The sequence below is a fragment of the Pseudomonas sp. HP_12 genome (assembly GCF_055283955.1).
Genome location: NZ_JBTOQG010000034.1, coordinates 242,161 through 266,964 on the forward strand (window position 1 = coordinate 242,161; position 24,804 = coordinate 266,964).

Below are 24,804 nucleotides of genomic sequence, written 5' to 3' on the forward strand. Positions count from 1 at the left end.
AGTAGGACCGGCCTCAGCCGGGAAGAGGCCGCTGTGATCACTATCGGATTTGTGGTGTGTCGTCCGACACATTCCCGGCTAAAGCCGGTCCCACAATGAGTACGCGGTCGATTAGTGGGACTGGCTTCAGCCGGGAAGAGGCCGCAGTGATCGCTATCGGATTTGTGGTGTGTCGTCCGACGCCTTCCCGGCTAAAGCCGGTCCACTATGAGTACGCGGTCGATTAGTGGGACCGGCTTCAGCCGGGAAGGGGCCCGTGTTAGCACCATCAATTCTATGTTGTGGCGCCTGACGCTTTCCCGGCTAAAGCCAGTCCCACAGTGAGCACTGCCCGTCAGCGTCTAAACCCGATACGCCTTCAAAAACAGCGCCACCACCTCCCTGGCATGGTGGTCGGCAGCTTGCTCGTCCGGTATTTCCCCGGTGCCGATGAGAAGCCTGAAATGGTGCACGCCTTTGATCAAGCTCAAAAAATGGCCTGCCGCATTAAGCGGCGATTCAAAATGCAGCCCGTTTTTACCGCTCAGCTTACTCAAAAACCGCGCAAGTTCGTGCAGGACCCGTTGCGGTCCTGCTTCGAAGAACACCTGAGTCAGCGATGCCCCCTGAGGCCCCAAAGCGATAATCAAACGGTTCAGGTCGATGGACTCAGGGCTGTTGATCAGCGTTTGAAACCCTCTGGCAATACCCAGTAATACCTTTTCAACGTGCTCATCAGCGGGCACGTCCACGAATAACTCGGGCACCTGCTCCTCGCAGCGAGCAACCACCGCGCAGGAAAACAATGTCTCCTTGTCGTTGAAGTGGCTGTAGACGGTGAGCTTGGAGACCCCGGCTTCAGCGGCAACGGTATCCATGCTGGTGTTGGCGTAACCGTTGCGAATGAACAGGTTCTTGGCCGCTTCGAGAATGGCCTGGCGCTTGGCCAGATCCTTGGGGCGGCCGGGTCCGGCGGGGGAGGTTGAGTCGGTCATGGAATCGTCAGGCATCTTCGTCGAATTAGTGGACTGTTCAGTTCGGTAATTTTAAATATACTCGCCGGTACAATTATTCAAAGCTCTCCTGCCAAGGTGCCTCATCATGCTCCGCGACGCCCTGCTTCGTGCCCAGCTCCTTGCGCTGCCGGTCGGCTTGATCGCTGCACTCGCCGGTTGTCGTCAGGAGGCGCCGGTGACCGCCGCCGTGCGGCCCGCCATGGTGGTGCGACCGCAGCCAGCTGCCCAGTCCATGGACAGCTATCCGGGGGAAGTGCATGCTCGTTTCGAGCCGGAACTCGCCTTCCGCATTCCTGGCAAGGTCAGTAAGCGCCTGGTCGAGGAGGGCGAGCGGGTCAAGGCCAACCAGCCGCTGGCCGAACTTGACGCTCAGGACGTGCGCCTGCAACAGGACGCCACCCGCGCGCAAGTTGCCGCCGCCGAAGCCAACCTGCAGACGGTCCGCTCCGAGCGCGACCGCTACAAAACGCTGATGGACCGGCAGATGGTCAGCACGTCGCTGTACGACAACGCTGAAAACACCTACCGCGCCGCAGACGCCCGGCTTAGACAGCTCAAGGCTGAATCGACCGTCGCTGACAATCAGACCGGCTACGCCGTGCTTCGTGCGTCGCAGGAGGGTGTCATCGCCAGACGACTGGTGGAGGTCGGTCAAGTGGTAGCTGCCGGACAAACCGTCTTCACCCTGGCCGCCGACGGCGAGCGTGAAGTCTCGATCAGTCTTCCGGAGCAGAATTACGGCCGCTTCAAGATAGGCGACCCTGTTTCCGTCGAACTCTGGACTCAGCGCGAGCAGCGTTTCCCGGGGCGTATCCGCGAGCTGTCGCCGGCTGCCGATCCGCGGTCGCGCACCTTTGCCGCACGCATTGCCTTCGCCGGCGGGAAAGTCCCGGCCGAGCTGGGCCAGAGCGCCCGGGTGTACATCCAGTCCGAACACGCCGTGCCGTTGTCCGTGCCGCTGTCGGCGCTGACAGCCGAAAACGGCGTGACCTACGTCTGGCGTCTGCAAAGCGACTCCACCCTGAAACGCACGCCGGTGCAGGTCGGCGCTTACGGGCAGGAAACCGTGCCGGTGCTCAGCGGCTTGCAAGCCAGCGACTGGGTCGTCGCAGCGGGCGTGCACGTGCTGCACGAAGGCGAGCAGGTGCGCCCGGTCGACCGCAGTAATCGGGCGGTCAAGCTGGCGGCGAAGGAGTAGCGGGATGCGTTTCAATCTGTCCGAATGGGCGCTGCGTAATCGGCAGATGGTCCTGTATCTCATGATTCTGCTGGCCGCGGTTGGCGCGCTTTCCTACACCAAACTGGGTCAGAGTGAAGATCCGCCCTTCACTTTCAAAGCCATGGTCATTCGTACCCTCTGGCCGGGCGCGAGTGCCGAAGAGGTGTCGCGGCAAGTCACCGACCGCATCGAGAAGAAGCTGATGGAAACCGGCGATTTCGAGCGCATTGTCTCGTTCTCCCGCCCCGGTGAATCCCAGGTCACGTTTGTCGCGAGGGACTCGCTGGTCTCCGCCCGACTGCCGGAACTCTGGTATCAGATCCGCAAGAAGATCAGCGACATCCGTCAGAACCTTCCGACCGGTGTGCAGGGCCCGTTCTTCAACGACGAATTCGGCACCACGTTCGGCAATATTTATGCGCTCACGGGGGAGGGTTTCGACTACGCGGTGCTCAAGGATTATGCCGACCGCATCCAGATCCAGCTGCAGCGGGTCAAGGATGTTGGCAAGGTCGAGCTGCTCGGTCTGCAGGACGAGAAGATCTGGATCGAACTCTCCAACGTCAAATTCGCCACCCTTGGCCTGCCGATGCAGTCGGTGCAGCAGGCGCTGGAAGCGCAGAACGCGGTGGTGGCGGCGAGCTTTTTCGAGACGCCCAGCGAGCGCGTTCAACTGCGTGTGACCGGGCGTTTTCAGACCGTCGACGAGATCCGCAGCTTCCCGATCCACGTCGGTGACCGCACATTTCGCATCAGTGATCTGGCCGATGTGCGCCGTGGCTTCAACGACCCGCCCGCGCCGCAGATGCGCTTCATGGGTCAGGATGCCATCGGGCTGGCCGTCGCCATGAAAGACGGTGGCGACATTCTGGTGCTGGGCCGTGCGCTGGAGGGCGAGTTCGCCCGTTTGCAGAACGACCTTCCGGCCGGCATGCAGCTGCGCAAAGTCTCGGACCAGCCTGCGGCGGTGAAAACCAGCGTCGGCGAATTCGTTCAGGTGCTCGCCGAGGCGTTGGGCATCGTGCTGCTGGTGAGCTTTTTCTCTCTCGGCGTGCGCACCGGGATGGTGGTGGCGCTGGCGATTCCGCTGGTGCTGGCGATGACCTTCGCCTGCATGTATTACCTCGGCATCGGCCTGCACAAGATCTCCCTCGGCGCGTTGGTGCTGGCGTTGGGCTTGTTGGTGGATGACGCAATCATCGCCGTGGAAATGATGGCGATCAAAATGGAACAGGGTTACGACCGGCTGAAGGCCGCCAGTTTCGCCTGGACCAGCACGGCGTTCCCGATGCTTACCGGCACGCTTATTACCGCAGCCGGTTTTCTGCCCATCGCCACCGCGCAGTCGAGCACCGGCGAGTACACCCGCTCGATCTTTCAGGTGGTGACCATCGCGCTGATCGCCTCATGGATTGCCGCCGTGGTATTCGTGCCGTATCTGGGCGCACGGCTGTTGCCGGATCTGGCGAAGATCCATGCGGCCAAACATGGCACCGGGGCACACGCTCCTGACCCTTACGGCACGCCGTTCTACCGACGTGTTCGCGGGCTGGTCGGCTGGTGCGTGCGGCGCCGCAAGACGGTCATCGTGTTGACCATTGCGTTGTTCGCCCTGTCGATTTTCATGTTCCGCTTTGTGCCGCAGCAGTTTTTCCCGGCGTCCGGTCGACTGGAGCTGATGGTTGACCTGAAGCTCGCTGAAGGTGCCTCGCTCAGCAGCACCGCCGAGCAGGTCAAACGGCTGGAAGCGATGATCAAGGAACACGCCGGCGTCGAGAATTACGTGGCCTATGTCGGCACCGGTTCGCCAAGGTTTTACCTGCCGCTGGATCAGCAACTGCCCGCGGCAAGCTTTGCCCAGTTCGTCGTGCTGGCGAAAACCATTGAGGACCGCGAAGCACTGCGCACCTGGCTGATCCAGACCCTCGATGAGCAATTTCCGATGCTGCGGCCTCGCGTCACCCGCCTGGAAAACGGCCCTCCCGTGGGCTATCCGGTGCAGTTCCGCGTCACCGGCGAGCACATTGATGAAGTGCGTGCGCTGGCTCGCAAGGTGGCCGCGAAGGTCAGGGAAAATCCCCATGTGGTCAACGTGCATCTGGACTGGGAAGAGCCGAGCAAAGTCGTTTATCTCAACGTCGATCAGGACCGGGCCAGGGCGCTGGGCGTGACCACGGCGGACCTGTCGCGCTTTCTGCAAAGCCAGCTGACCGGGTCGAGCGTGAGCCAGTACCGCGAGGACGACGAGTTGATCGAAATCCTCCTGCGCGGGACGGAGCAGGAACGCCATGAGCTGGGCAGCCTCGCCAGCTTGTCAGTGCCCACCAACAATGGCGGCAACGTCGCCTTGTCCCAGGTGGCGACGCTTGAATACGGCTTCGAGGAGGGCATCATCTGGCACCGCAACCGCTTGCCGAACGTGACGGTGCGCGCCGACATCTATGGCAAGGAGCAGCCGGCAACGCTGGTCAAACAGATTTTGCCGACGCTGGAAGACGTGCGCGCGCAGTTGCCCGATGGGTACTTGCTGGAAGTGGGCGGCACGGTGGAGGACTCGGCCCGCGGGCAGAACTCGGTAAACGCCGGGGTGCCGCTGTTCATCGTGGTGGTGCTGACCTTGCTGATGATCCAGCTGCGCAGTTTCTCCCGTACGTTCATGGTGTTTCTCACGGCGCCGCTGGGGCTGATCGGTGTGACGCTGTTTCTGCTGCTGTTCAATCAGCCGTTCGGCTTCGTGGCAATGCTCGGCACCATCGCGCTGTCGGGGATGATCATGCGTAACTCGGTGATTCTGGTTGACCAGATCGAGCAGGACATCGCGGCGGGTCTGGATCGCTGGCAGGCGATCATTGAAGCAACGGTGCGGCGCTTCAGGCCCATCGTGCTCACCGCGCTGGCGGCGGTGCTGGCGATGATCCCGCTGTCACGCAGCGTGTTTTTCGGCCCCATGGCCGTCGCCATCATGGGCGGCCTGATCGTCGCCACCGCACTCACCCTGCTGTTCCTGCCCGCGCTGTATGCGGCGTGGTTCAGGGTGAAAAAGGATGAGCGGGTCGAGGTTTGATCGCTTAACCCGCCACGGCGCGCGTTACAACGCGCCGAATACCTTCTTCGCCAGACCGGTCGCCGCCGCTGCCGGGTTGGCGCGGATGCTTTCTTCCTGTTTGGCGATCATTTCGAACAGGCCGTTCAGCGCCTTCTCGGTGACGTAGCCTTCGATGTTCGAGCTCTTCGCGTCCAGCACACCCAGCGTCGCGGCCTGACCGGCGAAGACGTTGTATTTCTGCGCCAGGCCGACTTTGTCAGTGGCCTGTTTGACGATGGGCAGGAACTTGGCGCGGATCTGTTCGCGGCTGGAGGTGCTCAGGTACTGGGTGGCCGAGTCCTTGCCGCCGCTGAGGATGGCCTTGGCGTCCGACACACTCATTTTTTTCACTGAATCGACCAGCAACGTCTGTGCCTGGGGCATCGCCGCTTCCGCTGCCTGGTTCATGCTGGTTTCCAGCTGATCGACCTGGGCGCCCATTCCGAACTGCTTCATCTTCTTGGCGACCTTGCCCAGGCTGCCGGGCAGTTCGATGCGCACGTCCTTGTTGTTGTTGAAGCCACCCGGTACGCCCAGTTGCTTGACGGCAACTTGCGCGCTCTGGGTCAGGGCATCCTTCAGCCCGCCGGTGGCGTCCGATTGCGACAGATCATTGAGCGACAACGCGAAGGCACTGGCCGACAATAGCAGGCCGGCGCAGACGCCAGTGAACGAGAGGGAGCGACGCAACATGGGTAATGTCCTTTTCAGCGGTCTGTGATGCACGCCCGATTAACGGGCCGGGCTCAAACGAATTTTGACGGGCGGTTTTTCGTCCAGCGTCAGGTCCACCGTGTAGCGCTCGGTGCTGATCATCAGCAGCTTGCCGTCCACCTCGATGCGCGCGCTGACCGAGTAAGTGTGCCCCGGCTGGACCTGCTTCTGATCGTAGGTCAGGTGAAACGGCAGCGGCACCTGACCTTTGATCAGGCCGTTCTGGCTGGCGAGGATCTGCGCGGGTGCGTCCGCCAGCGATACATCCTGAAGCGTGACCTTCAGCGTAGCCGTCGGTGGAAGCGCCATGCGCTGCAGGTAAAACACCTCGCCGTCCACCGAGCCCGGCAGGTTGTCCGGCGCATGGGCGCAAGCGGCCAGCACGGTGGTCATGAGGGTGAGCAGGATGTGTTTCATGTGATTGTCCTTGTCAGGTGAAACGTTAGGTAGGGCGTGCGTCGTCGCTTAGGCGATCGGCGCGGCCCCGACGACTTCATCACTGCGGTGCAACGCCACCTGGCGAATCGACAGCCTGATTTCCGCTGGCAATACGCGCTTGGCGGCGCCTTCTGCCAGATCCCCCAACATATCGTGATAGCTCAGTTTGCCGGCGGCGTCGGTGCGCAGGACACCCTGATCCAGCAGCGTCTGAATGAAATGCCGGAACAGGCTCTTGTCGAAAAACTCCGGCGCATTCAGGCCGTGCAGGATCGACAGCCGCTGGGCCATCGTCGTGCACAGCTCCTCAAGCCCTTCGGCGCTGAGGGTGTGCTGACCGCTGTTGAGCAGCAGGGAAATCGCCATGTAGAAACGCTGCAGGGTCTGGGCAATCGCCCGCGACAACACCGTCAGCAGCACGAAAGCCCGCGAGCTCGGCGCCGGGCGCAGGTAAACGCCGTTCTCGAATCGCAGCAGACCCTGTTCGACAAACGCCGCCAGCCACTGATCGATGACCTCATCCAGATCGTCCAGCGACCAGCGGATGAACAGCTCCGATTGCAGGTACGGATACAGCGCCCGGGTGTACCGCAGAATCTGCTCGCGGCTCATGCGCGACGAGCTCTGGAAGAAGCAGGCCAGCAATGAGGGCAGCGCGAAAATGTGCAGCACGTTGTTGCGGTAGTAAGTCATCAGGACGGCATTTTGCTCGTCCAGGTACAGAATCTTGCCCAGCGCATCGCTGAGTTCCGAGAGCAGATTCATGCCCTTGACGTGCTCGATCAGCGCCCGGCCATCGCCGTCTGGCAGCGTGGTATGGGGCGAGTAGGGCACGGTGCGCAACAGCGTCAGGTACAGATCCAGCACCCGCGCCAGGGCTTGATCGTCCAGCGCATGTTTGGCCGTCGACAGCAACGCCAGCGCCACCAGATTCACCGGATTGATCGCTGCGGCTTCGTTCAGGTGGCGGGCCACGCGTTCGCCCAGGCGGTGGGTGGTCTCGTGGAGCCAGTCCGGTTTGAACACCGGGCCCAGTTCCTGAGTGCGCCAGTCCGGCTGCTCGTGGTCGAGAAACTCGGTCAGCTTGATCGGCTCACCGAAGTTGACCGAGACCTGGCCGAAGCGCTGCTTCAGCGCGCCGATGACTTTGAAGATGTCGAAGATCGACTCTTTCTTCTTCGCCGCACCGCGCAGCTCCCCCAGATAGGTCCGGCCTTCCAGCACGCGTTCGTAACCGATGTACACCGGCACGAACACGATGGGCATGCGCGAATTGCGCAGGAAGCTGCGCAAGGTAATTGCCAGCATTCCGGTCTTCGGCTGCAGCATGCGCCCGGTCCGCGAGCGTCCGCCTTCGACGAAGTATTCGACCGGGAAGCCCTTGGTGAACAGCGTGTGCAGGTATTCATTGAACACCGCGGTGTACAGCGGATTGCCCTTGAACGTACGGCGCATGAAAAACGCGCCGCCGCGCCGCAACAGGCCGCCGATGACCGGCATGTTGAGGTTGATGCCGGCGGCAATGTGCGGCGGCGTCAGGCCGTTGCGAAACAACAGGTACGACAGCAGCAGGTAGTCGATATGGCTGCGGTGGCACGGCACATAAATGATCTCGTTGCCCTGGGCAACGTTCTGCACGCCCTCCAGGTGACTGACCTTGATGCCGTCGTAAATCTTGTTCCAGAACCAGCTCAGCACCACTTCCAGGAAACGGATGGCGGTGTAGGTGTAGTCCGAGGCGATCTCGTTGCCGTAATGCAGGGCTTTTTCCCGCGCCTTGGCTTCGGTGATTTTCTCCCGTGCGGCCTCGTCGAGAATGGCCTGCCTGACCAAGGGATCCGCCACCAGCCCTTTGACCAGATGACGACGGTGCGAAAGGTCCGGGCCGATCACCGACGTTTTCAGATTGCGGAAATGCACACGCAGCAGGCGTTGAGCCATGCGCACCGTGCGCTCGTAACCCTTGTTCTGATCGACCAGCTCGCGCAGATGAACCGGCGCCGAAAACTGCACGCGGGTCTTGCGGCCCAGGATCAGAATGGTCACCAGGCGACGCAGACGCCCGGTCACTGCCCAGCTGTCGGCAAACAGCAGTTTCCACGGGCTGTCTTCCTTGTCCGGGGACTGACCCCAGAACACGCTGACCGGAATGATTTGCGCGTCTTCCGTAGCGTTTTGCGTGACCGCGCTGACCAGACGTTCAAGGGTCGGCGGTGCGCCGCGTTTGTCGTGGCGTCCGAGCCAGTCAGGCTCTGGCGTCAGGTAGAAAAACGCGGCCGGCTCGGTCAGGTTACCAACGGCTACGGAGAGCACTGGGCGCGGCAGACCGGCCTTGCGGCATTCGGTGTCGAGGACCGCGAGATCGCTCATCGAAGGGTTTTGCAGCGCATAGAAAACCGGGCGGCTGCGGTCGAGATTGAGGGTGAAGGACGACTGGTTGATCGTCTCCGAGCGCACCCACAGGTAAAGCAGGCGGCGCACGGTGCCGAATACAAGACGGCGAAACGGGGAACGGGTCATAGAATTCTGCTGAGAGGGGCGACGCCCGCGAGGCCGCCAGTTTGCCGCATCTGGTGGGGATGGGCAAAGCGGCGCGGGCGCCCGTCAGGATGACGTCTCAGGACGTATGCCAGGTGATTTCTTCTTCACCATCAACGCTGATGCGAATCCATTGATCGGCTTCGGCGTCACTCTCTTCCTCGACCCACGTCCCCGGCGCGCAACGCACTTCAACGTTCAGCGCGGCAAAGGCGGCGCGGGCGCAGGCGATATCGTCTTCCCACGGGGTTTTGTCGCTGTCCAGGCACAGGCTGTTCCACTTGCCGACGGCCTTGGGAATCCAGGTGACGGGCACGTCGCCCGCCTGGCATTTCCAGGTCTGGCCTTTCTGCGTCCATTCGGTGCAAGGGCCGATGGCCGCGGTCAGCCAGGCAGTGATCGCCTTGTGGTCAACGTCAGCGTCTTTCAGGTAAATCTCGATATCGGGTTGGCGCATGGATGCCTCTTGGTTGTTCTGGAAAATCCACTCGCGGATTCAGTCTGTTCGGGTGCTTCGAGCCATCAGTTCAGGACGAAATAATCGTAGCGCATGGACACCGTGACCTCGAACGGCTCGGCCTGCTCGATCACGTTGGCACGACGTTCGGCACTGGCGCGCCAGCCGTGGGGCGTCATGGCCAGCAGATTGGCACGGGCCTGGCCGTCCACCAGTGTCAGTGTGAAACGCAACGTTTCACTGTGCTGCAGGCTCATCCCTTCCGGCACCAGCGCCAGGTGCTTGTCATCGCTGTAATCGCGGACTTCGTCGTACAGGCGCTGACGCAATTCCATCAGGTGATCGTTGGTCGGTCCTACACGCATCAGGCCGCCGCCCGGCGACAGCAGGCGCTTGGCCTCGGCCCAGTCCAGCGGGCTGAACACGCTGGCGATGAACTGCATGCTCGCCTCCGGCAGTGGCACGCGCGCCATGCTGGCAATCAACCACGTGATGTTCGGGTCACGTTTGCAGGCGCGCTTCACCGCTTCGCGGGAGATGTCCAGCGCGTAGCCGTCTGCGTCGGGCAGACCCTGGGCAATCTGGGCGGTGTAATAGCCCTCGCCGCACCCGATGTCGAGCCAGTGCGCGGGGGCACGCTCGGCAGCCAATTCGGCGAGACGCTTGGCAACTGGCGCGTAATGCCCGGCGTTGAGGAAGTCGCGGCGCGCCTCGACCATGGCCTGATTGTCGCCAGGGTCGCGGCTGTTCTTGTGCTGCACGGGCAGCAGATTCAGATACCCCTGACGGGCGCGGTCGAAGCGGTGCCCGGCCGGGCACACGACGCCGTTATCCGCTGAGTCGAGCGGGGCGGAGCAGATCGGGCAGGTCAGCATCAGGCGAGCAACTTGACCAGGGTCTGGTAGTAGATCTCGGTCAGCACGTCGAGATCGCTGGCGAGAATGCGTTCGTTGACCTGATGGATCGTCGCATTGACCGGCCCCAGTTCGACCACTTGGGTGCCGAGGGTGGCGATGAAGCGACCGTCCGACGTACCGCCACTGGTCGACGCACGTGTGTCGCGGCCAGTGACGTTTTTGATGCTCGCCGACACCGCGTCCAGCAATGCGCCCGGTTCGGTGAGGAAAGGCAGGCCGGACAGTGCCCATTCCACGTGCCAGTCCAGATCGTGCTTGTCGAGAATCGCGGCGACGCGTTGCTTGAGGCCTTCGACGGTGGATTCGGTGGAGAAGCGGAAATTGAACACCGCCACCAGATCCCCCGGGATCACGTTGGTGGCGCCGGTGCCGGAATTCAGGTTGGAAATCTGGAAGCTGGTCGGCGGGAAGAAATCATTGCCGTTGTCCCAGTGCTCGGCGGCCAGCTCAGCCAGCGCAGGCGCTGCCAGATGAATAGGGTTTTTCGCCAGATGCGGGTAGGCGACGTGGCCCTGAATGCCTTTGACGGTGAGGGTTGCGCCCAGTGAGCCGCGACGGCCGTTCTTGACCACATCGCCTACCAGCGTTGTGCTCGACGGTTCGCCAACGATGCACCAGTCGAGACGTTCCTTGCGCGCCGCCAGACGCTCGACCACCGCTTTGGTGCCGTGGTGCGCCGGGCCTTCTTCATCGCTGGTGATCAGGTAGGCCACTTTGCCCTTGTGGTTCGGGTGATCGGCGACGAAACGCTCGGTGGCGACAATCATCGACGCCAGGCTGCCTTTCATGTCCGCCGCGCCACGGCCGCAGAGCATGCCGTCTTCGTCGATCAGCGCGCTGAACGGATCATTCTGCCAGGCCTGAACCGGGCCGGTCGGCACCACATCGGTGTGACCGGCGAAGCACAACACCGGACCGTCCTGACTGCCGTGGGTGGCCCAGAAGTTATCCACATCCTGAATGCGCATCGGCTCCAGGACAAAACCGGCATCGCTCAGGCGTTTCATCATCACGGCCTGGCAGTCGGCGTCCAGTGGCGTGACGGATGGGCGACGGATCAGGTCGCAGGCGAGTTGCAGCGTGGGCGAGAGGTCGGCTGGGGCTGTCATGAAAGGTCCGAAGTATTGAGTGAAGGCAAGGCATAAACCGGCGAATAGCTTAAAGCAAAACGGCGACCCGAAGGCCGCCGTTTAGTACAGCGCCCCATTGTTTCAGGCGGTGGCGGGTTCGTCTGCCGGTTTTGGTTTCGGCAGTGAAGACAGAAACGCCATGATCAGCGCCGCCAGATACGGCAGCGATTGCACCAGCAGCATGATGACCCAGAAGCGCATGTCGTTGCTCGGCAGACCCTGCACCAGACAGATGCCCAGCGCGGCGCCCCACAGCATCAACATGATGAACAGCTCTTCGCGGGCCTCGGAAATCGCCACCAGCAAGCCATGGCTCTCGGCGTTTTTCGGGGTGCGGAAGAACGGGATGCTGGTGGTGAAGAACCCGTACAGCACCGCTTTGGCGATGGTGTGGGATAACGCCAGTCCCGCAAGCGCCGCATAGAACGCGTCCGTGAGGTTCACGCCCACGGCGCGACGGTACAGAAAGATGATCTTGCCGACCTTGAAGAAGAACAGCGCCAGCGGCGGAATCGCGAAAATAAGCAGCGGCGGGTCAACACGGTTGGGCACGATGATCATCGCCGACGACCAGAGCAGTGCGCCGACCGTAAAGAAGATATTCATGCCGTCGGCCACCCACGGCAGCCAGCCCGCGAGGAAGTGATAACGCTGGCCGCGGGTCAGCTCGGTGTCCTTGCCACGCAGCAGGCTGGCGGCGTGACGCTTGATGATCTGAATCGCGCCATAGGCCCAGCGGAAACGCTGCTTCTTGAAGTCGATGAAGGTGTCGGGCATCAAGCCCTTGCCGAAGCTGTTGTGGGCGTACGCGGCCGAATAGCCTTTTTCGAACACGCGCAGGCCCAGCTCGGCGTCTTCACAGATGCACCAGTCCGCCCAGCCCAGTTCTTCCAGGACCGATCGACGGGTCATGGTCATGGTGCCGTGCTGGATGATCGCATCGCGGTCATTGCGGGTGACCATGCCGATGTAGAAGAAGCCTTTGTATTCCGAGTAGCAGAGCTTCTTGAACGCACTTTCGTGCTGATCGCGGTAGTCCTGCGGCGACTGCACCACGGCGATTTTCGGATCGGCGAAGTGCGGAACCATGTGCTTGAGCCAGTTGCGGTCGACGCAGTAATCCGAGTCGATGACGGCAATCACTTCGGCGTCCGGCGCAGTATGCGGGATGAGGTAGTTCAGGGCGCCGCCCTTGAAACCGGCCAGGGGGGCGACGTGGAAAAACTTGAAGCGCGGGCCGAGCATTTCGCAGTGGGCCTTGACCGGCTCCCACACGGCGGGGTCCTTGGTGTTGTTGTCAATCAGCAACACTTCGAAATCCGGGTAATCCAGCTCGGCCAGCGCGTTGAGGGTCTGTTTGACCATCTCCGGCGGCTCGTTGTAGCAGGGCACGTGAATTGACACTTTCGGTCTGTAGGCCGAATCCCCTTCAACGGGCAGGAATTCGCGACGACGCTTGTGCGTCCACACCGCTTCGGCCAGTTCGTGGGCCTCCGTCAGCAGCACGATGAACACGCCGAACGCGCCCAGCGCCAGTAAAAATCCTACGAGCAGACTGAACCAGGTGCTGTATTGCTGGCTGTAGTCGTAGCCGATCCAGACCAGAACCGAACCGCACAGGAAGGCGATAAAGGTCAGGAATGTGCGGCCACGCTGACGCAGCGCCGAGCCGTCAATCAGCAGCAAGGCGAGGGCCAGCATCGCCAACACTGCCGAGCCGATTGCCAGCACGCGCCATTGCGGGATCGCGACTACCGGGCCTTCGAAATTGAATTTCTGCTGGCGGGCGGCGTTGTACACGCCCCAATAGGCACCAACCGATCCTTCGTCGCTGGCTTTCCACGGCTGATCGAAGGCCTCGATCACGAAGTAGTTGAAGCCCTGACGGTTGAGCTTGTTGACCAGCGTGCGCAGGTAAACCGCCTGATCCGCCTGGGTGGCGTCCGCACCGCCGCGCATGTGGCCATTGCTCGGCCAGCCGACCTCAGAGAGCAGCAGCGGTTTTTTCGGGAACATGCGTTTCAGTTCTCGGGCGCGGTCGAGCACGTACTGCCCGGCTTTATCCATCGGGATGTATTCCCAGTACGGCAGGATGTGCGCGGCGATCAGGTCAACGTGCTTGGCCAGTTCCGGGTACTTCTCCCAGATATGCCACTGCTCGGACGTGGTCACCGGGACTTTGACTGCGGCGCGCACGCGGTCGAGGGCGGCCATCAGGTCTTTGGGTTTGATCTCTTCGCGGTACAGCGCTTCGTTGCCGAGCACCACGCGCACCACACTGCGCGTTGTATTCGCCAGTTCGATCGCCGTGGTGATCTCGCGCTCGTTGCGCTCCAGGTCCGGGCTGATCCAGATGCCGAGGGTCACCCGCAGGCCGAATTCCTCGGCCAGCTTGGGGATGTCCTTGAGCGTGCCGTCCACCGAGTAGATACGGATGTTGTCCGTTTGCTTGCTCATCAACTCCAGGTCCTGACGCATTTCTTCGTCGGACGGGTAGAGATCTTTTTGTGGATTCTGGCCCAGCCGGAAAGGCGAATAGGAAAAGCCGGAGATCTGCTCCGGCCAGTTGGGCGCGGTGACGGGGCGGTTGATCAGCGCCCAGAAGCCGGTAAACAGCGCAGCAATCGCCACGACGACAAAGAGGTTGAGTCCAAATTTACGCGATGACATAGATGCTTCAGGTTCCAAGAGGGGAACGGGGAGGAGTGACAGGGTACAGCGGGCCAGAACTTTGGCAACCGACACGTGTTGAAGTTCTGTTCGGCCATGCCTGTAGGGCTTTGCGTGTTCGTGGGTGGCTTGTGGGGAAAGGGGCGACTTTCAGACCAAACGACTGCCACTCAGCGCTTTGCGAATCGCCGCCAGGGCCTATAATGCGCGCCGGTTTTTTGGGGTATTGGTCATGAGCACAGAAGATCCGCGTTTCGCTGGCGTTGCCCGTCTGTACGGCATCGAGGGCCTGGAACGCCTGCGCGCGGCCCATGTGGCGGTGGTCGGCATCGGCGGCGTAGGTTCCTGGGCGGCGGAAGCCATGGCGCGCTGTGGCGTGGGCGAGATTTCCCTGTTTGATCTGGACGACGTCTGCGTCAGTAACAGCAACCGCCAGTTGCACGCCCTGAGCAGCACCGTTGGCCGCGCCAAGGTCGAGGTCATGGCTGAACGCCTGCGTGAGATCAATCCCGATTGCGTCGTTCATGCCGTCGCCGACTTCGTCACCCGCGACACCATGGCCGAATACATCACACCGGACATCGACTGCGTGCTCGATTGCATCGACAGCGTCAATGCCAAGGCCGCGCTGATCGCCTGGTGCAAACGGCGCAAGATCCAGATCATCACCACCGGCGGCGCAGGCGGGCAGATCGACCCGACCCTGATTCAGGTCTGCGACCTCAACCGCACGTTCAACGACCCGTTGGCGTCGAAGGTGCGCTCGACCCTGCGCCGGGACTACGGCTTTTCCCGCACGGTCACTCGCCATTACAGCGTGCCGTGCGTGTTCTCCACCGAGCAACTGCGCTACCCCAAGCCGGACGGCAGCATTTGCCTGCAGAAAAGCTTCGTCGGCGACGGCGTGAAGCTGGACTGTGCGGGTGGTTTCGGCGCGGTGATGATGGTCACGGCCACGTTCGGGATGGTCGCCGCGACCAAGGCCGTGGACAAAATCGTCGCCGGCGTGCGACGGCCGTCGGAGCGAGCCAAGGCGCAGCCGGCGGCCTGAAGGTCGAGGCGTGGGAGCAATCTTGCTGACGCCTTCTTTGTGAACCGCCGCCGATAGTCCTGCAAATGAACGACCTGTGGGAGCGAGGTTGCTCGCGAAGATGCCGGTACATCCACTAAATATCCAGCGGTTGAACGATCCTTTCGTGAGCAAGCTCACTCCCACAGGTTTTGTGTATGCCGAAGATTCCAAAGTGTTGCCCGGGACCCCATGTGGGAGCGAGCTTGCTCGCGAAGAGGCCGGTACATCCGCTAAATATCCAGCGGTTGAACGATCCTTTCGTGAGCAAGCTCACTCCCACAGATTTTGTGTACGCCGAAGATTCTAAAGTGTTGCTCGGGACCTCTTGTGGGATCGAGCTTGCTCGCGAAGAGGCCGGTACATCCGCTATATATCCAGCAGTTGAACGATTCTTTCGCGAGCAAGCTCGCTCCCCCAGGTCTCATGTTTGCTGGGCAACAGCGCGGCGCCTGGACGACGGGGAATTTCTACCTCGCGAGCTGCCGCATCTTCTGAAGCACCGCATTCAGCCCGTTGCTGCGGGATGCCGACAGCTGACGGCTCAAGCCCAGCTGCGTGAACCACTCCACCAGACCCACCTGCTGCAGTTCTTGTAACGACAGGCCGTTGACCCGGGCCAGCAACAACGCCACCAGACCCCGAATCAAGCGCGCGTCACTGGCGGCGCGGAACTGCCAGTGGCCGTCGATCACGTCGCCCACCAGCCAGACCTTGCTCTCGCAGCCGTCTACCAAATGCTCGTCGGTCTTTTCATCGTCGCTCATGGGTGGCAGACGGTCTCCCCATTGCATCAGCAATCGTGCGCGCTGCTCCCAGCTCAGTGACTCGTTGAAGGTTTCCAGCGCCGTGCGGGCATCGGTCGGCAGGCTCATCGCAACAACTCCAGCGCTTGATCCAGTGCGGTGAAAAATCGCTCCAGGTCCCCGGAATCGTTGTACAGCCCCAGCGACACCCGAATCGCGCCTGAGAGGCCCAAGCCACTGATCAACGGAATGGCGCAGTGGTGACCGGCGCGAACCGCGACGCCTTGCTCGGTCAGCAGGTGCGCAAGATCGGCGTTGTGCACGCCCTCGACCACGAAACTCACCAGCGCCACATGGGGGTCACCCAGCACCTGCACACCGTCGCGCAGCATCAACCCGGCGCGCAACCGCTCATGCAGGCACGCTTCGTATTCGGCGACGGCGGACTGATTGAGGCCGTTGAGGTAATCCAGCGTCGCGCCGAGACCGATCACCGCGCTGATGGGCGGCGTGCCCGCTTCGAAGCCCAGCGGCGCAGGGCGAAAGGTTGCCGTCTGATAGCCGGTCTGCAGGACCATCTCGCCGCCGAACTGCCAGTGCTGCAACCGCGCCAATGCGTCATGTCGCCCGAACAGCACGCCCACGCCATCCGGGCCATAGAGCTTGTGGCTGGAAAACACATAGAAGTCGCAGCCGATGTCCTGCACATCGTGTCGGCCATGGACGACACCCTGGGCGCCATCAATCACCGTCAGCGCGCCCTGGGCCTGGGCCAGCGCGACCAGTTGCCGAACCGGCTGCCAGGTGCCGAGCACGTTGGACAACTGACTGACCGCCAGCAAACGGGTGCGTGAAGTGATCAGCCCGGCGGCGGCCTCTACATCAATCACGCCGGCCTCGGTGACGGGCAGCACCACCAGCTTCAGGTCGCGACGCAGGGCCAGTTGCTGCCAGGGCAACAGATTGGCGTGATGCTCCAGGGCGCTGATGACAATCTCGTCGCCGGCCTGAAACACGTGCTCCAGGCCGTAAGCGAGCAAGTTGAACGCGGACGTGGCGCCGTGGGTGAAAACGATCTGCCCGGACGCTCCGGCATTCAGCCATTCGCCGGCCTTGCGTCGCGTGTCCTCGAAGCCCTGGGTCGCCATGGCGCCCGGCAGGTGCTGGGCGCGATGCACATTCGCTGCGCCGTTGGCGTAGTAATGCACCGTGGCGTCGATCAGGGTGTGGGGCTTTTGTGCGGTGGCGGCGCTGTCCAGGTAGGTCTGGCCTTGCCGTTGCAGGGCGTCGATGGCCGGAAAGTCAGCGCGCCAGGGAGAAATGAGGGGCATATCAGTCACGCTCGTTGAGGCGGGGTCGGTGCCCCGAGGGACACCGAACCCGCACGCAGCATCGATCAGTTGTGAGCGTGCAGCGCTTCGTTCAGCTCGATGGCCGACTTGTGGGATTTGCATTCCACGGCGCCGGTCTGCGAGTTGCGACGGAACAGCAGGTCCGGTTGACCGGCCAGCTCACGGGCCTTGACGACCTTGACCAGCTCGTTCTTGTCGTCCAGCAGCGCCACTTTGGTGCCGGCGGTAACGTACAGACCGGCTTCAACGGTGTTGCGATCGCCCAACGGAATGCCGATGCCGGCGTTTGCGCCGATCAGGCAGCCTTCGCCGACCTTGATCACCATGTTGCCGCCGCCCGACAGCGTGCCCATGGTCGAGCAACCGCCGCCCAGGTCCGAACCCTTGCCGACGAACACGCCAGCCGACACGCGACCTTCGATCATGCCCGGGCCTTCGGTGCCGCCGTTGAAGTTGACGAAACCTTCGTGCATCACGGTGGTGCCTTCGCCAATGTAGGCGCCCAGACGCACGCGCGCGGTGTCAGCGATGCGCACACCGGCCGGCACGACGTAGTCAGTCATTTTCGGGAATTTGTCCACCGAGAAGACCTCTAGAAAATGGCCTTTCAGGCGGGCTTCCAGCTGACGCTCGGCCAGTTCGCCCAGGTCGATGGCGCCCTGGCTGGTCCACGCGACGTTCGGCAGCAGCGGGAACACGCCGGCCAGGCTCAAACCGTGGGGCTTGACCAGTCGATGGGAGAGCAGATGCAGCTTGAGGTACGCCTCGGGGGTAGAGGTCAGGGCGGTGTCTTCGGCCAGCAGCGTGGCAACCAGAGGGTTGTGGCTCTCGGCGAGTCGGGTCAGCAGCGCGGCCTGGGCGTCGTCGATGCCTTTGAGGGCATTGGCCAGACGCGAGGACAGATCGGTGTTGAATGCGATGGCCTGATTGCCACCGGTGTAGCCCAGGATCGGCGCGATGGCGGCGACGATTTCAGCCGACGGGTTGAGCAGCGGCAGGGCGTAGAAAACTTCCAGCCAGGTGCCTTGACGGTTTTGTGTGCCAACGCCAAAGGCCAGGCTGAACAGAGAAGTGGACATGCAGATACCTCGTTATTTAGGGCTATCTCAATCAGGCGATAGCCGCAGCGTACAGTTCGGGTTTGAAGCCAATCAGGGTTTTGTCGCCAAGATCCAGCACCGGGCGCTTGATCATCGAGGGCTGAGCGAGCATCAGCTCAATGGCCTTTTCCTGATCGAGGTCGGCTTTCTGCGCCTCGTCCAGTTTGCGAAAGGTCGTGCCGGCGCGGTTGAGTACCGTCTGCCAGCCATGCTCATTGCACCAACGGGTCAGGTGGTCGCGATCGATGCCTTGGGTCTTGTAGTCGTGGAAATCGTAATTCACCGATTTTTCATCGAGCCAGGTGCGCGCCTTCTTCATCGTGTCGCACGCCTTGATCCCAAACAGGTGCAACGTGCGGGTTTCCTTGGCCATGGGCCTGCTCCTTTCGGGACGGTTGAAAAAAACGGTGGAGGATTATGCCACGTACACGCCGGGTAAGCGCGGCGGGCCGACGCTTTGTCCATTTGAGGCAGGTTTACGGGCGATGAACGCTGGCGACGACGACCTGCCAGCGCTGATATCTCAAACCCCCATGACCATCGCAGCCGCCAAGATGGGCACTTTGCCGGACGCATCGGGTCTGTTGCCGATGTCAGTCATGAGTCAACGCTTGGGGAAACACGCAATGCAAACAGCCTATACCGTCCTTATCTTGTTGACGCTGGTAGGTGTCTCGCGATTGCTGGCCCGGTTGATTCCGCTGCCGTTGCCGCTGGTGCAGATCGCTGCGGGCGCCTTGCTGGCCTGGCCGACCCTGGGCCTGCACGTGGCGCTCGACCCTGAGCTGTTCCTGTTTCTGTTCCTGCCGCCGCTGCTGTTTTCCGATGGCTGGCGGATGCCCAAGCGCGACCTCTGGCGCTACCGCGGCGCGATCCTGACCCTCGCGGTCGGGCTGGTGATTTTTACGGTGATCGGCGCCGGATACTTCATCCACTGGCTGCTGCCTTCAATTCCCTTGCCCGTCGCGTTTGCGCTGGCGGCCGTGCTGTCGCCGACGGATGCCGTGGCGGTCTCGGCCATCGCCCAGGATCGGCTGCCCGCGCCGATCATGCGCATGCTCCAGGGCGAAGCATTGATGAATGACGCGACCGGCCTGGTCACTTTCAAGTTCGCGCTGGCAGCCGCCATCACCGGGGTGTTTTCCCTGACCGATGCCAGCCTGAATTTCGTGCTGGTCGCCTGCGGTGGTCTGGCCGTGGGCGTTGCGCTGAGTTGGGTGGTGGGTCGCCTGCGCAGCTGGATGATCACCCGGGGCTGGGATGATCCAGCAACCCACGTCGTCTTCATGTTGCTGCTGCCGTTCGCCGCTTACGTGCTGGCCGAGCGCCTTGAGCTGTCCGGAATTCTCTCGGCGGTGGCGGCGGGGATGATGCAAAGTTGGGTCGATCTGCTGCCCCGCCAGACCACCACCCGATTGCTGAATCGCAGCGTGTGGACCCTCTTGGAGTTTGCGTTCAACGGCCTGATCTTCCTGCTGCTGGGCCTGCAATTGCCGGACATCATCACCGCCGTTACCCACCACGAAGCCACCCTGTGGCCGACCCTGTTGTGGCGGTGCCTTGATGTGCTGGTGATCTTCGTCGTGCTGGCGGCGCTGCGTTTCATCTGGGTGCAAAGCGTCTGGCGGCTGATGATCCAGATTCGGCGCTGGCGCGGCAGGGGCGACGGCACCCTGGATCTGTCGACCCGGTCGTCATTGCTGCTGACCGTGGGCGGGGTGCGCGGTGCTGTCACGCTCGCGGGTACGTTGTCGGTGCCGATGCTGATCAGCGCCGGCGTCGACTTTCCCGAGCGGGACTTGCTGATTTTCATTGCCGCCGGGGTGATTCTGCTGTCGCTGGTGTCGGCGAGCATTGGCTTGCCGGTGCTCCTGCGTGGGCAGGTCAGTGAACCGGACATGCGCATGAAGCGCGAAGTGCGAGACGCCTGGAAGCGGACGGCTCAGGCGGCGATTCAGACACTGGAGAACGAGGCGATCCCGGCAGCGACGGATTCGCCCGACGCCGCGCAAGCGGTCCTCGCCATGGAAGTGAAGGCGCGGATCATGTCCGAATACCGCCAGCGTCTGGATATCTTCAATGACACCGCCGAGGCTCAGGCCCTGGCTTTCCAGATGGATCAACTGGAGAAACGCATGCGCCTTAACGCCCTGCGTGCTCAGCGCCTGAAGCTGTACGACCTGCACCGCCATCACCAGATCGGCGACGACGTGCTGCGCCTGGTGCTGGCAGAACTCGATTTGAATGAAGCCAATCTGGGTCTGGCGCACTGAAGCTGCAGGCTGGCCTCAGTGCGCCAGGTATCACCGGCTCGTCACGAAATCCCGGATGCGCTGCGCGGCTTCGATGCACTCGGCCAGCGGTGCAACCAGTGCCATGCGCACCCGGCCCGCGCCGGGGTTGAAGCCATCGACCTCGCGGGACAGGTAGGAGCCTGGCACCACCGTCACGTGCTGGGTGACGAACAGATCCCGGCAGAACGCCGCGTCATCAGTCCCGACGCTGGGCCACAGATAGAAACCCCCGTCCGGGTGTTGCACGTCCATGACCGGGCTAAGGATTTCCAGCACGGCGTCAAACTTTTCCCGGTACAGCGTGCGGTTGGCGCGCACGTGTTCTTCATCGCTCCAGGCCGCGATGCTTGCCAGTTGCGTCTGCACCGGCATCGCGCAGCCGTGGTATGTGCGGTAGAGCAGAAACGCCTTGAGAATCTCGGCATCGCCGGCGACGAAACCCGAGCGTAGGCCCGGCAGGTTCGAGCGCTTTGACAGGCTGTGAAAGACCACGCAGCGTTTGAAATCCTGGCGACCCAGTTCGGCGCAGGCGCTGAGCAGGCCGGGCGGCGGGGTCGCTTCGTCGAAATACAACTCGCTGTAGCACTCGTCCGCGGCAATCACGAAATCGTGCTTGTCGGCCAGGGCGATGAGCTTCTTCAAGGTTTCCACCGGGATCAGCGCACCGGTCGGGTTGCCCGGCGAGCACAGGAACAGAATCTGGCAGCGGTCCCAGACATCAGCGCTGACCGCGTCGAAATCCGGGTTGAAACCGTGCTCGGCCAGGCACGGCAGATAGTGCGGGGTGGCGCCGGCCAGAAACGCCGCGCCTTCATAGATTTGGTAGAACGGGTTGGGGCTGACCACCAGACCGTTGTCAGCGCGGTTGACGACCGTCTGGGTAAACGCGAACAGCGCCTCACGGGTGCCGTTGACGGGCAGCACGTGTTTGGTGGCATCCAGCCAGCCGGCAGGCACGCTGAAACGGCGCTCGCACCAGTGAGCGATGGCTTCACGCAACGCAGGAATTCCGGCCGTGGTCGGGTAGACCGCCATCTGATCGAGGTTGTCGGCCAGCGCCTTGGCGACGAACTCCGGCGATTTGTGCTTGGGTTCGCCGATCGACAGGGCGATCGGACGTTTGTCCGGATTCGGCGTAACGGCACCGAGCAACGCGCGAAGTTTCTCGAAAGGGTAGGGCTGAAGCTGCTGCAGGGCGTTATTCATGTCGAATCGTTCTCAAGGCTGTGCGCCCGCATTCGTGTTCACGATGTGGCAGGGCGCCGTTGAATCAAGTCGTTAAGTCGTGCCGTCCTGGCGGGTTCAAATGCTGATGCGCAACTCGCTGCCGGGCTCGGGATTGACGCTGAGCTGCTCAACGATTTCATCCTGCAGGCGCCGGCACAGCTGGGGGTCGGACAGCGGCTGGTGGTTTTCATCGGTCAGGAAGAACACGTCTTCCACGCGCTCGCCCAACGTGGCGATCTTGGCGTTCTGCAACGACAGATCGAACTCCAGGAAGATCTTGCCCAGTCGCGCCAGCAGTCCAGGTCGATCCGGCGCACTGAGTTCCAGCACCGTGACCGGCCGTTGTGCGTCGTTGGAAATCGTCACCACGGGCGCGAAGGCAAAGTGCTTGAGCTGACGCGGTACCCGGCGCTTGATGATGGTCGGGTAATCGTCGGGGTTGCGCAGCGCCTCGGTCAGGCCCTCGCGAATGGCCTTGATGCGCTCCGGATTGTCACCGATCGAACCGCCTTCGCTGTCGAGCACGATGTAGGTGTCGAGAGTGAACTGGCTGGTGGACGTGATGACCCGGGCATCGTGAATGTTCAGGTTCAGCTGGTCCATGGCCGCCACGGTCACGGCGAAGAAGTCGTGCTGGTCGGGCGCATAGATGAAGATCTGCGTGCCGCCTTCGAACTCGCGCTGGGTGGTTTCCTTGATCAGCACCAACGGGCCGCCATCGGCTGGCTGCTGCAAAATCGCGTCGCTGTGCCAGGCCACGTCGCCGGCGGTGTGACGCAGGAAATAGTCATCACCCAGTTGCGACCACAGTTGCTCGACGTCGTCGGGATCAGTGCCGCTGCGCACCAGAATATCCAGGGCGGCGCTTTGCGTGCGACGGATCTGCTCCTCGCGGTCGACCGGGTTCTCCAGCCCACGCTTGAGCGCGCGCTTGGTCTCGGTGTACAGCTGGCGCAGCAGGCTGGCCCGCCACGAGTTCCACAGCGTCGGATTGGTCGCGTTGATGTCGGCGATGGTCAGCACATAGAGGTAGTCCAGGTGCACTTCATCGCCGACGAACTGGGCGAAGTCGTGAATCACCTGCGGGTCGGACAAGTCCTTGCGCTGGGCGGTGGTCGACATCACCAGATGGTTCTGCACCAGCCAGACGATCAGCTGGGTGTCCCAATTGGGCTGGTGATGACGAATGCCAAACGCTTCGGCATCCACCGCGCCCAGTTCCGAGTGATCGCCGCCGCGGCCCTTGCCGATGTCGTGGTAAAGCCCGGCCAGGTAAATAAGCTCGGGCTTGGGCAGCTTGGCCATAAGCTTGCTGGCCAGCGGGAATTTCTCTGACACCTGCGTGTATTGCAGCTTACGCAGGTGCTTGATCAGGTTCAGCGTGTGGGCATCGACCGTGTAGATGTGGAACAGGTCGTGCTGCATCTGCCCGACGATATGGCCGAACTCCGGCAGGTACAGGCCGAGAATGCCGTAACGGTTCATCCGCCGCAGGTTGCGATGGATGCCTATCTCGCATTTGAACAGCTCGATGAAGAGGCTGGTGTTGCGGATATCGTTGCGGAAATCGTCGTTGATCAGGTAGCGGTGTTCCCGCAGCAGCCGGATGGTGTCGGCCCGCACGCCTTTTATTTCCGGGCGCTGCGCCATCAGCACGAAGATCTCGATCATCGCGAAGGGCGTACGCTTGAAAACGTTCGGATGGGTCGCTTCGATGTAACCGTCATGCAGCTGGAAGCGCGAGTTGATGGTCTCGGTGACCGTGCCTTCGTCGTCCGCCAGGATGACTTCTTCGAAGTGCTGAATGATCAGGTCGCTGAGCTGCGCGATGCTCATGACCACCCGGTAGTACTTCTGCATGAAGCGTTCAATGGCCAGCTTGGCGTCGCTGTCTTCGTAGCCCAGCAGGCGCGCGATACTGGTCTGGTAATCAAACAGCAGACGGTCTTCGGAACGACCGGCGAGCATGTGCAGCGCGTAACGGACCTTCCAGAGAAATTCCTGGGAGGACGCCAGCAGCGCGTTTTCGCTCTCCAGCAGGAAGCCCTCGTCGGCGAGTGCGTGCAGATTCAGCGTGCCGTACTGGCGACGGGCAACCCAGAGAATGGTCTGGATATCCCGCAGGCCGCCGGGCGAGCCTTTGACGTTGGGTTCGAGGTTATATTCGGTGTCGAAATACTTGTGATGGCGGTTCTTCTGCTCGGCGCGTTTGGCCAGGAAGAACTCTTTGCTCGGCCACATTTCGCGGGTGCTGGTGACGGCGAGCATGCGCTGACGCAGTCGCTCGGGACCGGCAATCGTGCGGCTTTCCATCAGATTCGTGATGACGGTCAGATCGGCGCGGGCTTCGGTGGCGCATTCGTCCACCGAGCGTACGCTCTGACCGACTTCCAGGCCGATGTCCCACAGCAGCGTCAGAAAGCGCTCGATGGAATCGCGGAATACTTCATGGTCGGCACTGTCCAGCAGGATCAGCAGATCGATGTCGGAGTAGGGGTGCAGTTCGCCGCGACCGTAGCCGCCGACCGCCAGCAAGGCGATGTCGGCGTCTTCGCTCCAGTCGAACTGATCCCAGGCCTGCTGCAGGATGTTATCGACAAACCAGGCACGGTCTTCGATCAGCCGACGAATTTCCCGGCCGGACTTGAAGCGTCCGTCCAGCACTTCGCGCGCCTGACGGATGGCTTTCTTGAAGGCGGGTATGGGGCTGGCCTTCAGTGCCAGCTCGGCCTGAAACTGGCCGCGATCGAACAAATCTGGGTCCACCTGCGGCATCGAACTGCTTTCCTTCTATCTATACCGACCGTGCTAACCGACCGTGCTGGCTGTACCGGCTTTGATCGCGAATGACTT

18 protein-coding genes are annotated in these 24,804 nt (G+C 62.1%); 4 read left to right on the forward strand and 14 right to left on the reverse strand.

Features of this window, described 5'->3' with window-relative positions; all coding sequences use genetic code 11:
* Window positions 1-341: 341 nt before the first annotated feature.
* A complete protein-coding gene (locus ACYASU_RS19705; RefSeq protein ID WP_463583763.1) occupies window positions 342-974 on the reverse strand; it encodes a TetR/AcrR family transcriptional regulator in 633 nt (210 codons plus the stop codon).
* A 106-nt stretch (window positions 975-1,080) separates the two neighbouring features.
* Between ACYASU_RS19705 and ACYASU_RS19710 the strand changes: the two genes are divergently transcribed.
* Both ACYASU_RS19710 and ACYASU_RS19715 read left to right on the forward strand, forming a co-directional pair.
* A complete protein-coding gene (locus ACYASU_RS19710; RefSeq protein ID WP_463583764.1) occupies window positions 1,081-2,193 on the forward strand; it encodes an efflux RND transporter periplasmic adaptor subunit in 1,113 nt (370 codons plus the stop codon).
* A 4-nt stretch (window positions 2,194-2,197) separates the two neighbouring features.
* The gene (locus ACYASU_RS19715; RefSeq protein ID WP_463583765.1) at window positions 2,198-5,278 is read left to right on the forward strand and encodes an efflux RND transporter permease subunit; all 3,081 of its coding nucleotides are present in this window, start codon (window positions 2,198-2,200) and stop codon (window positions 5,276-5,278) included.
* 24 nt (window positions 5,279-5,302) lie between these two features.
* Here the strand turns inward: ACYASU_RS19715 and ACYASU_RS19720 are convergent, their stop codons facing one another.
* The 7 genes from ACYASU_RS19720 to ACYASU_RS19750 form a co-directional block, all read right to left on the reverse strand.
* Window positions 5,303-5,992 (reverse strand): DUF4197 domain-containing protein, encoded by a 690-nt coding sequence (locus ACYASU_RS19720; protein ID WP_463583766.1) that lies wholly within the window; start codon window positions 5,990-5,992, stop codon window positions 5,303-5,305.
* A gap of 39 nt (window positions 5,993-6,031) precedes the next feature.
* Window positions 6,032-6,430 (reverse strand): YbaY family lipoprotein, encoded by a 399-nt coding sequence (locus ACYASU_RS19725; protein ID WP_463583767.1) that lies wholly within the window; start codon window positions 6,428-6,430, stop codon window positions 6,032-6,034.
* Window positions 6,431-6,478: 48 nt separating this feature from the next.
* Window positions 6,479-8,971 carry a glycerol-3-phosphate 1-O-acyltransferase PlsB gene (gene plsB / locus ACYASU_RS19730; RefSeq protein WP_192170812.1) on the reverse strand — a complete coding sequence of 831 codons (2,493 nt, stop codon included), beginning with the start codon at window positions 8,969-8,971 and terminating at the stop codon, window positions 6,479-6,481.
* 97 nt (window positions 8,972-9,068) lie between these two features.
* On the reverse strand, window positions 9,069-9,446 hold the full coding sequence (locus tag ACYASU_RS19735) for a hypothetical protein (protein ID WP_192170813.1): 378 nt from the start codon (window positions 9,444-9,446) through the stop codon (window positions 9,069-9,071).
* A 65-nt stretch (window positions 9,447-9,511) separates the two neighbouring features.
* On the reverse strand, window positions 9,512-10,321 hold the full coding sequence (locus ACYASU_RS19740) for a putative RNA methyltransferase (protein ID WP_463583768.1): 810 nt from the start codon (window positions 10,319-10,321) through the stop codon (window positions 9,512-9,514).
* Entirely contained in the window at window positions 10,321-11,472 is a 1,152-nt protein-coding gene (dapE, locus tag ACYASU_RS19745) for a succinyl-diaminopimelate desuccinylase (protein WP_463583769.1), read from the reverse strand. The genes ACYASU_RS19740 and dapE overlap by 1 nt, the downstream gene beginning before the upstream one ends.
* 102 nt (window positions 11,473-11,574) lie before the next feature.
* Window positions 11,575-14,163, reverse strand: coding sequence for a glycosyltransferase family 2 protein (locus tag ACYASU_RS19750; RefSeq protein ID WP_463583770.1), 2,589 nt, complete (start codon window positions 14,161-14,163; stop codon window positions 11,575-11,577).
* A 232-nt stretch (window positions 14,164-14,395) separates the two neighbouring features.
* Here ACYASU_RS19750 and tcdA point away from each other — a divergent pair, with 232 nt between their 5' ends.
* Window positions 14,396-15,214: a tRNA cyclic N6-threonylcarbamoyladenosine(37) synthase TcdA gene (gene tcdA / locus ACYASU_RS19755; protein WP_463583771.1), complete on the forward strand. Its 819-nt coding sequence runs from the start codon at window positions 14,396-14,398 to the stop codon at window positions 15,212-15,214.
* A gap of 488 nt (window positions 15,215-15,702) precedes the next feature.
* Here tcdA and ACYASU_RS19760 read toward each other — a convergent pair whose 3' ends face one another.
* The 4 genes from ACYASU_RS19760 to ACYASU_RS19775 form a co-directional block, all read right to left on the reverse strand.
* Window positions 15,703-16,107, reverse strand: coding sequence for a SufE family protein (locus tag ACYASU_RS19760; protein ID WP_346630074.1), 405 nt, complete (start codon window positions 16,105-16,107; stop codon window positions 15,703-15,705).
* Window positions 16,104-17,309: an aminotransferase class V-fold PLP-dependent enzyme gene (locus ACYASU_RS19765; RefSeq protein ID WP_463583772.1), complete on the reverse strand. Its 1,206-nt coding sequence runs from the start codon at window positions 17,307-17,309 to the stop codon at window positions 16,104-16,106. Before ACYASU_RS19765 ends, ACYASU_RS19760 begins: the two co-directional genes overlap by 4 nt.
* A 65-nt stretch (window positions 17,310-17,374) precedes the next feature.
* Window positions 17,375-18,409 (reverse strand): 2,3,4,5-tetrahydropyridine-2,6-dicarboxylate N-succinyltransferase, encoded by a 1,035-nt coding sequence (dapD, locus tag ACYASU_RS19770; RefSeq protein WP_282369285.1) that lies wholly within the window; start codon window positions 18,407-18,409, stop codon window positions 17,375-17,377.
* A gap of 31 nt (window positions 18,410-18,440) precedes the next feature.
* On the reverse strand, window positions 18,441-18,803 hold the full coding sequence (locus tag ACYASU_RS19775; RefSeq protein WP_463583773.1) for an ArsC family reductase: 363 nt from the start codon (window positions 18,801-18,803) through the stop codon (window positions 18,441-18,443).
* Between the two features lie 253 nt (window positions 18,804-19,056).
* Here ACYASU_RS19775 and ACYASU_RS19780 point away from each other — a divergent pair, with 253 nt between their 5' ends.
* Entirely contained in the window at window positions 19,057-20,703 is a 1,647-nt protein-coding gene (locus ACYASU_RS19780) for a Na+/H+ antiporter (protein ID WP_346625536.1), read from the forward strand.
* A 30-nt stretch (window positions 20,704-20,733) separates the two neighbouring features.
* Here the strand turns inward: ACYASU_RS19780 and dapC are convergent, their stop codons facing one another.
* Both dapC and ACYASU_RS19790 read right to left on the reverse strand, forming a co-directional pair.
* Complete coding sequence (gene dapC, locus ACYASU_RS19785) at window positions 20,734-21,930, reverse strand: succinyldiaminopimelate transaminase (RefSeq protein ID WP_463583774.1); 1,197 nt, start codon at window positions 21,928-21,930, stop codon at window positions 20,734-20,736.
* 96 nt (window positions 21,931-22,026) lie between these two features.
* Window positions 22,027-24,726 (reverse strand): [protein-PII] uridylyltransferase, encoded by a 2,700-nt coding sequence (locus ACYASU_RS19790; RefSeq protein WP_463583775.1) that lies wholly within the window; start codon window positions 24,724-24,726, stop codon window positions 22,027-22,029.
* Between the last annotated feature and the right edge of the window lie 78 nt (window positions 24,727-24,804).

Excerpts from the sequence above, each read along its gene's own strand:
- ACYASU_RS19705 (WP_463583763.1), bottom strand. The coding sequence starts at position 974 with ATGACCGACTCAACCTCCCCCGCCGGACCCGGCCGCCCCAAGGATCTG.
- ACYASU_RS19710 (WP_463583764.1), top strand. The coding sequence starts at position 1,081 with ATGCTCCGCGACGCCCTGCTTCGTGCCCAGCTCCTTGCGCTGCCGGTC.
- ACYASU_RS19715 (WP_463583765.1), top strand. The coding sequence starts at position 2,198 with ATGCGTTTCAATCTGTCCGAATGGGCGCTGCGTAATCGGCAGATGGTC.
- ACYASU_RS19720 (WP_463583766.1), bottom strand. The coding sequence starts at position 5,992 with ATGTTGCGTCGCTCCCTCTCGTTCACTGGCGTCTGCGCCGGCCTGCTA.
- ACYASU_RS19725 (WP_463583767.1), bottom strand. The coding sequence starts at position 6,430 with ATGAAACACATCCTGCTCACCCTCATGACCACCGTGCTGGCCGCTTGC.
- plsB (WP_192170812.1), bottom strand. The coding sequence starts at position 8,971 with ATGACCCGTTCCCCGTTTCGCCGTCTTGTATTCGGCACCGTGCGCCGC.
- ACYASU_RS19735 (WP_192170813.1), bottom strand. The coding sequence starts at position 9,446 with ATGCGCCAACCCGATATCGAGATTTACCTGAAAGACGCTGACGTTGAC.
- ACYASU_RS19740 (WP_463583768.1), bottom strand. The coding sequence starts at position 10,321 with ATGCTGACCTGCCCGATCTGCTCCGCCCCGCTCGACTCAGCGGATAAC.
- dapE (WP_463583769.1), bottom strand. The coding sequence starts at position 11,472 with ATGACAGCCCCAGCCGACCTCTCGCCCACGCTGCAACTCGCCTGCGAC.
- ACYASU_RS19750 (WP_463583770.1), bottom strand. The coding sequence starts at position 14,163 with ATGTCATCGCGTAAATTTGGACTCAACCTCTTTGTCGTCGTGGCGATT.
- tcdA (WP_463583771.1), top strand. The coding sequence starts at position 14,396 with ATGAGCACAGAAGATCCGCGTTTCGCTGGCGTTGCCCGTCTGTACGGC.
- ACYASU_RS19760 (WP_346630074.1), bottom strand. The coding sequence starts at position 16,107 with ATGAGCCTGCCGACCGATGCCCGCACGGCGCTGGAAACCTTCAACGAG.
- ACYASU_RS19765 (WP_463583772.1), bottom strand. The coding sequence starts at position 17,309 with ATGCCCCTCATTTCTCCCTGGCGCGCTGACTTTCCGGCCATCGACGCC.
- dapD (WP_282369285.1), bottom strand. The coding sequence starts at position 18,409 with ATGTCCACTTCTCTGTTCAGCCTGGCCTTTGGCGTTGGCACACAAAAC.
- ACYASU_RS19775 (WP_463583773.1), bottom strand. The coding sequence starts at position 18,803 with ATGGCCAAGGAAACCCGCACGTTGCACCTGTTTGGGATCAAGGCGTGC.
- ACYASU_RS19780 (WP_346625536.1), top strand. The coding sequence starts at position 19,057 with ATGCAAACAGCCTATACCGTCCTTATCTTGTTGACGCTGGTAGGTGTC.
- dapC (WP_463583774.1), bottom strand. The coding sequence starts at position 21,930 with ATGAATAACGCCCTGCAGCAGCTTCAGCCCTACCCTTTCGAGAAACTT.
- ACYASU_RS19790 (WP_463583775.1), bottom strand. The coding sequence starts at position 24,726 with ATGCCGCAGGTGGACCCAGATTTGTTCGATCGCGGCCAGTTTCAGGCC.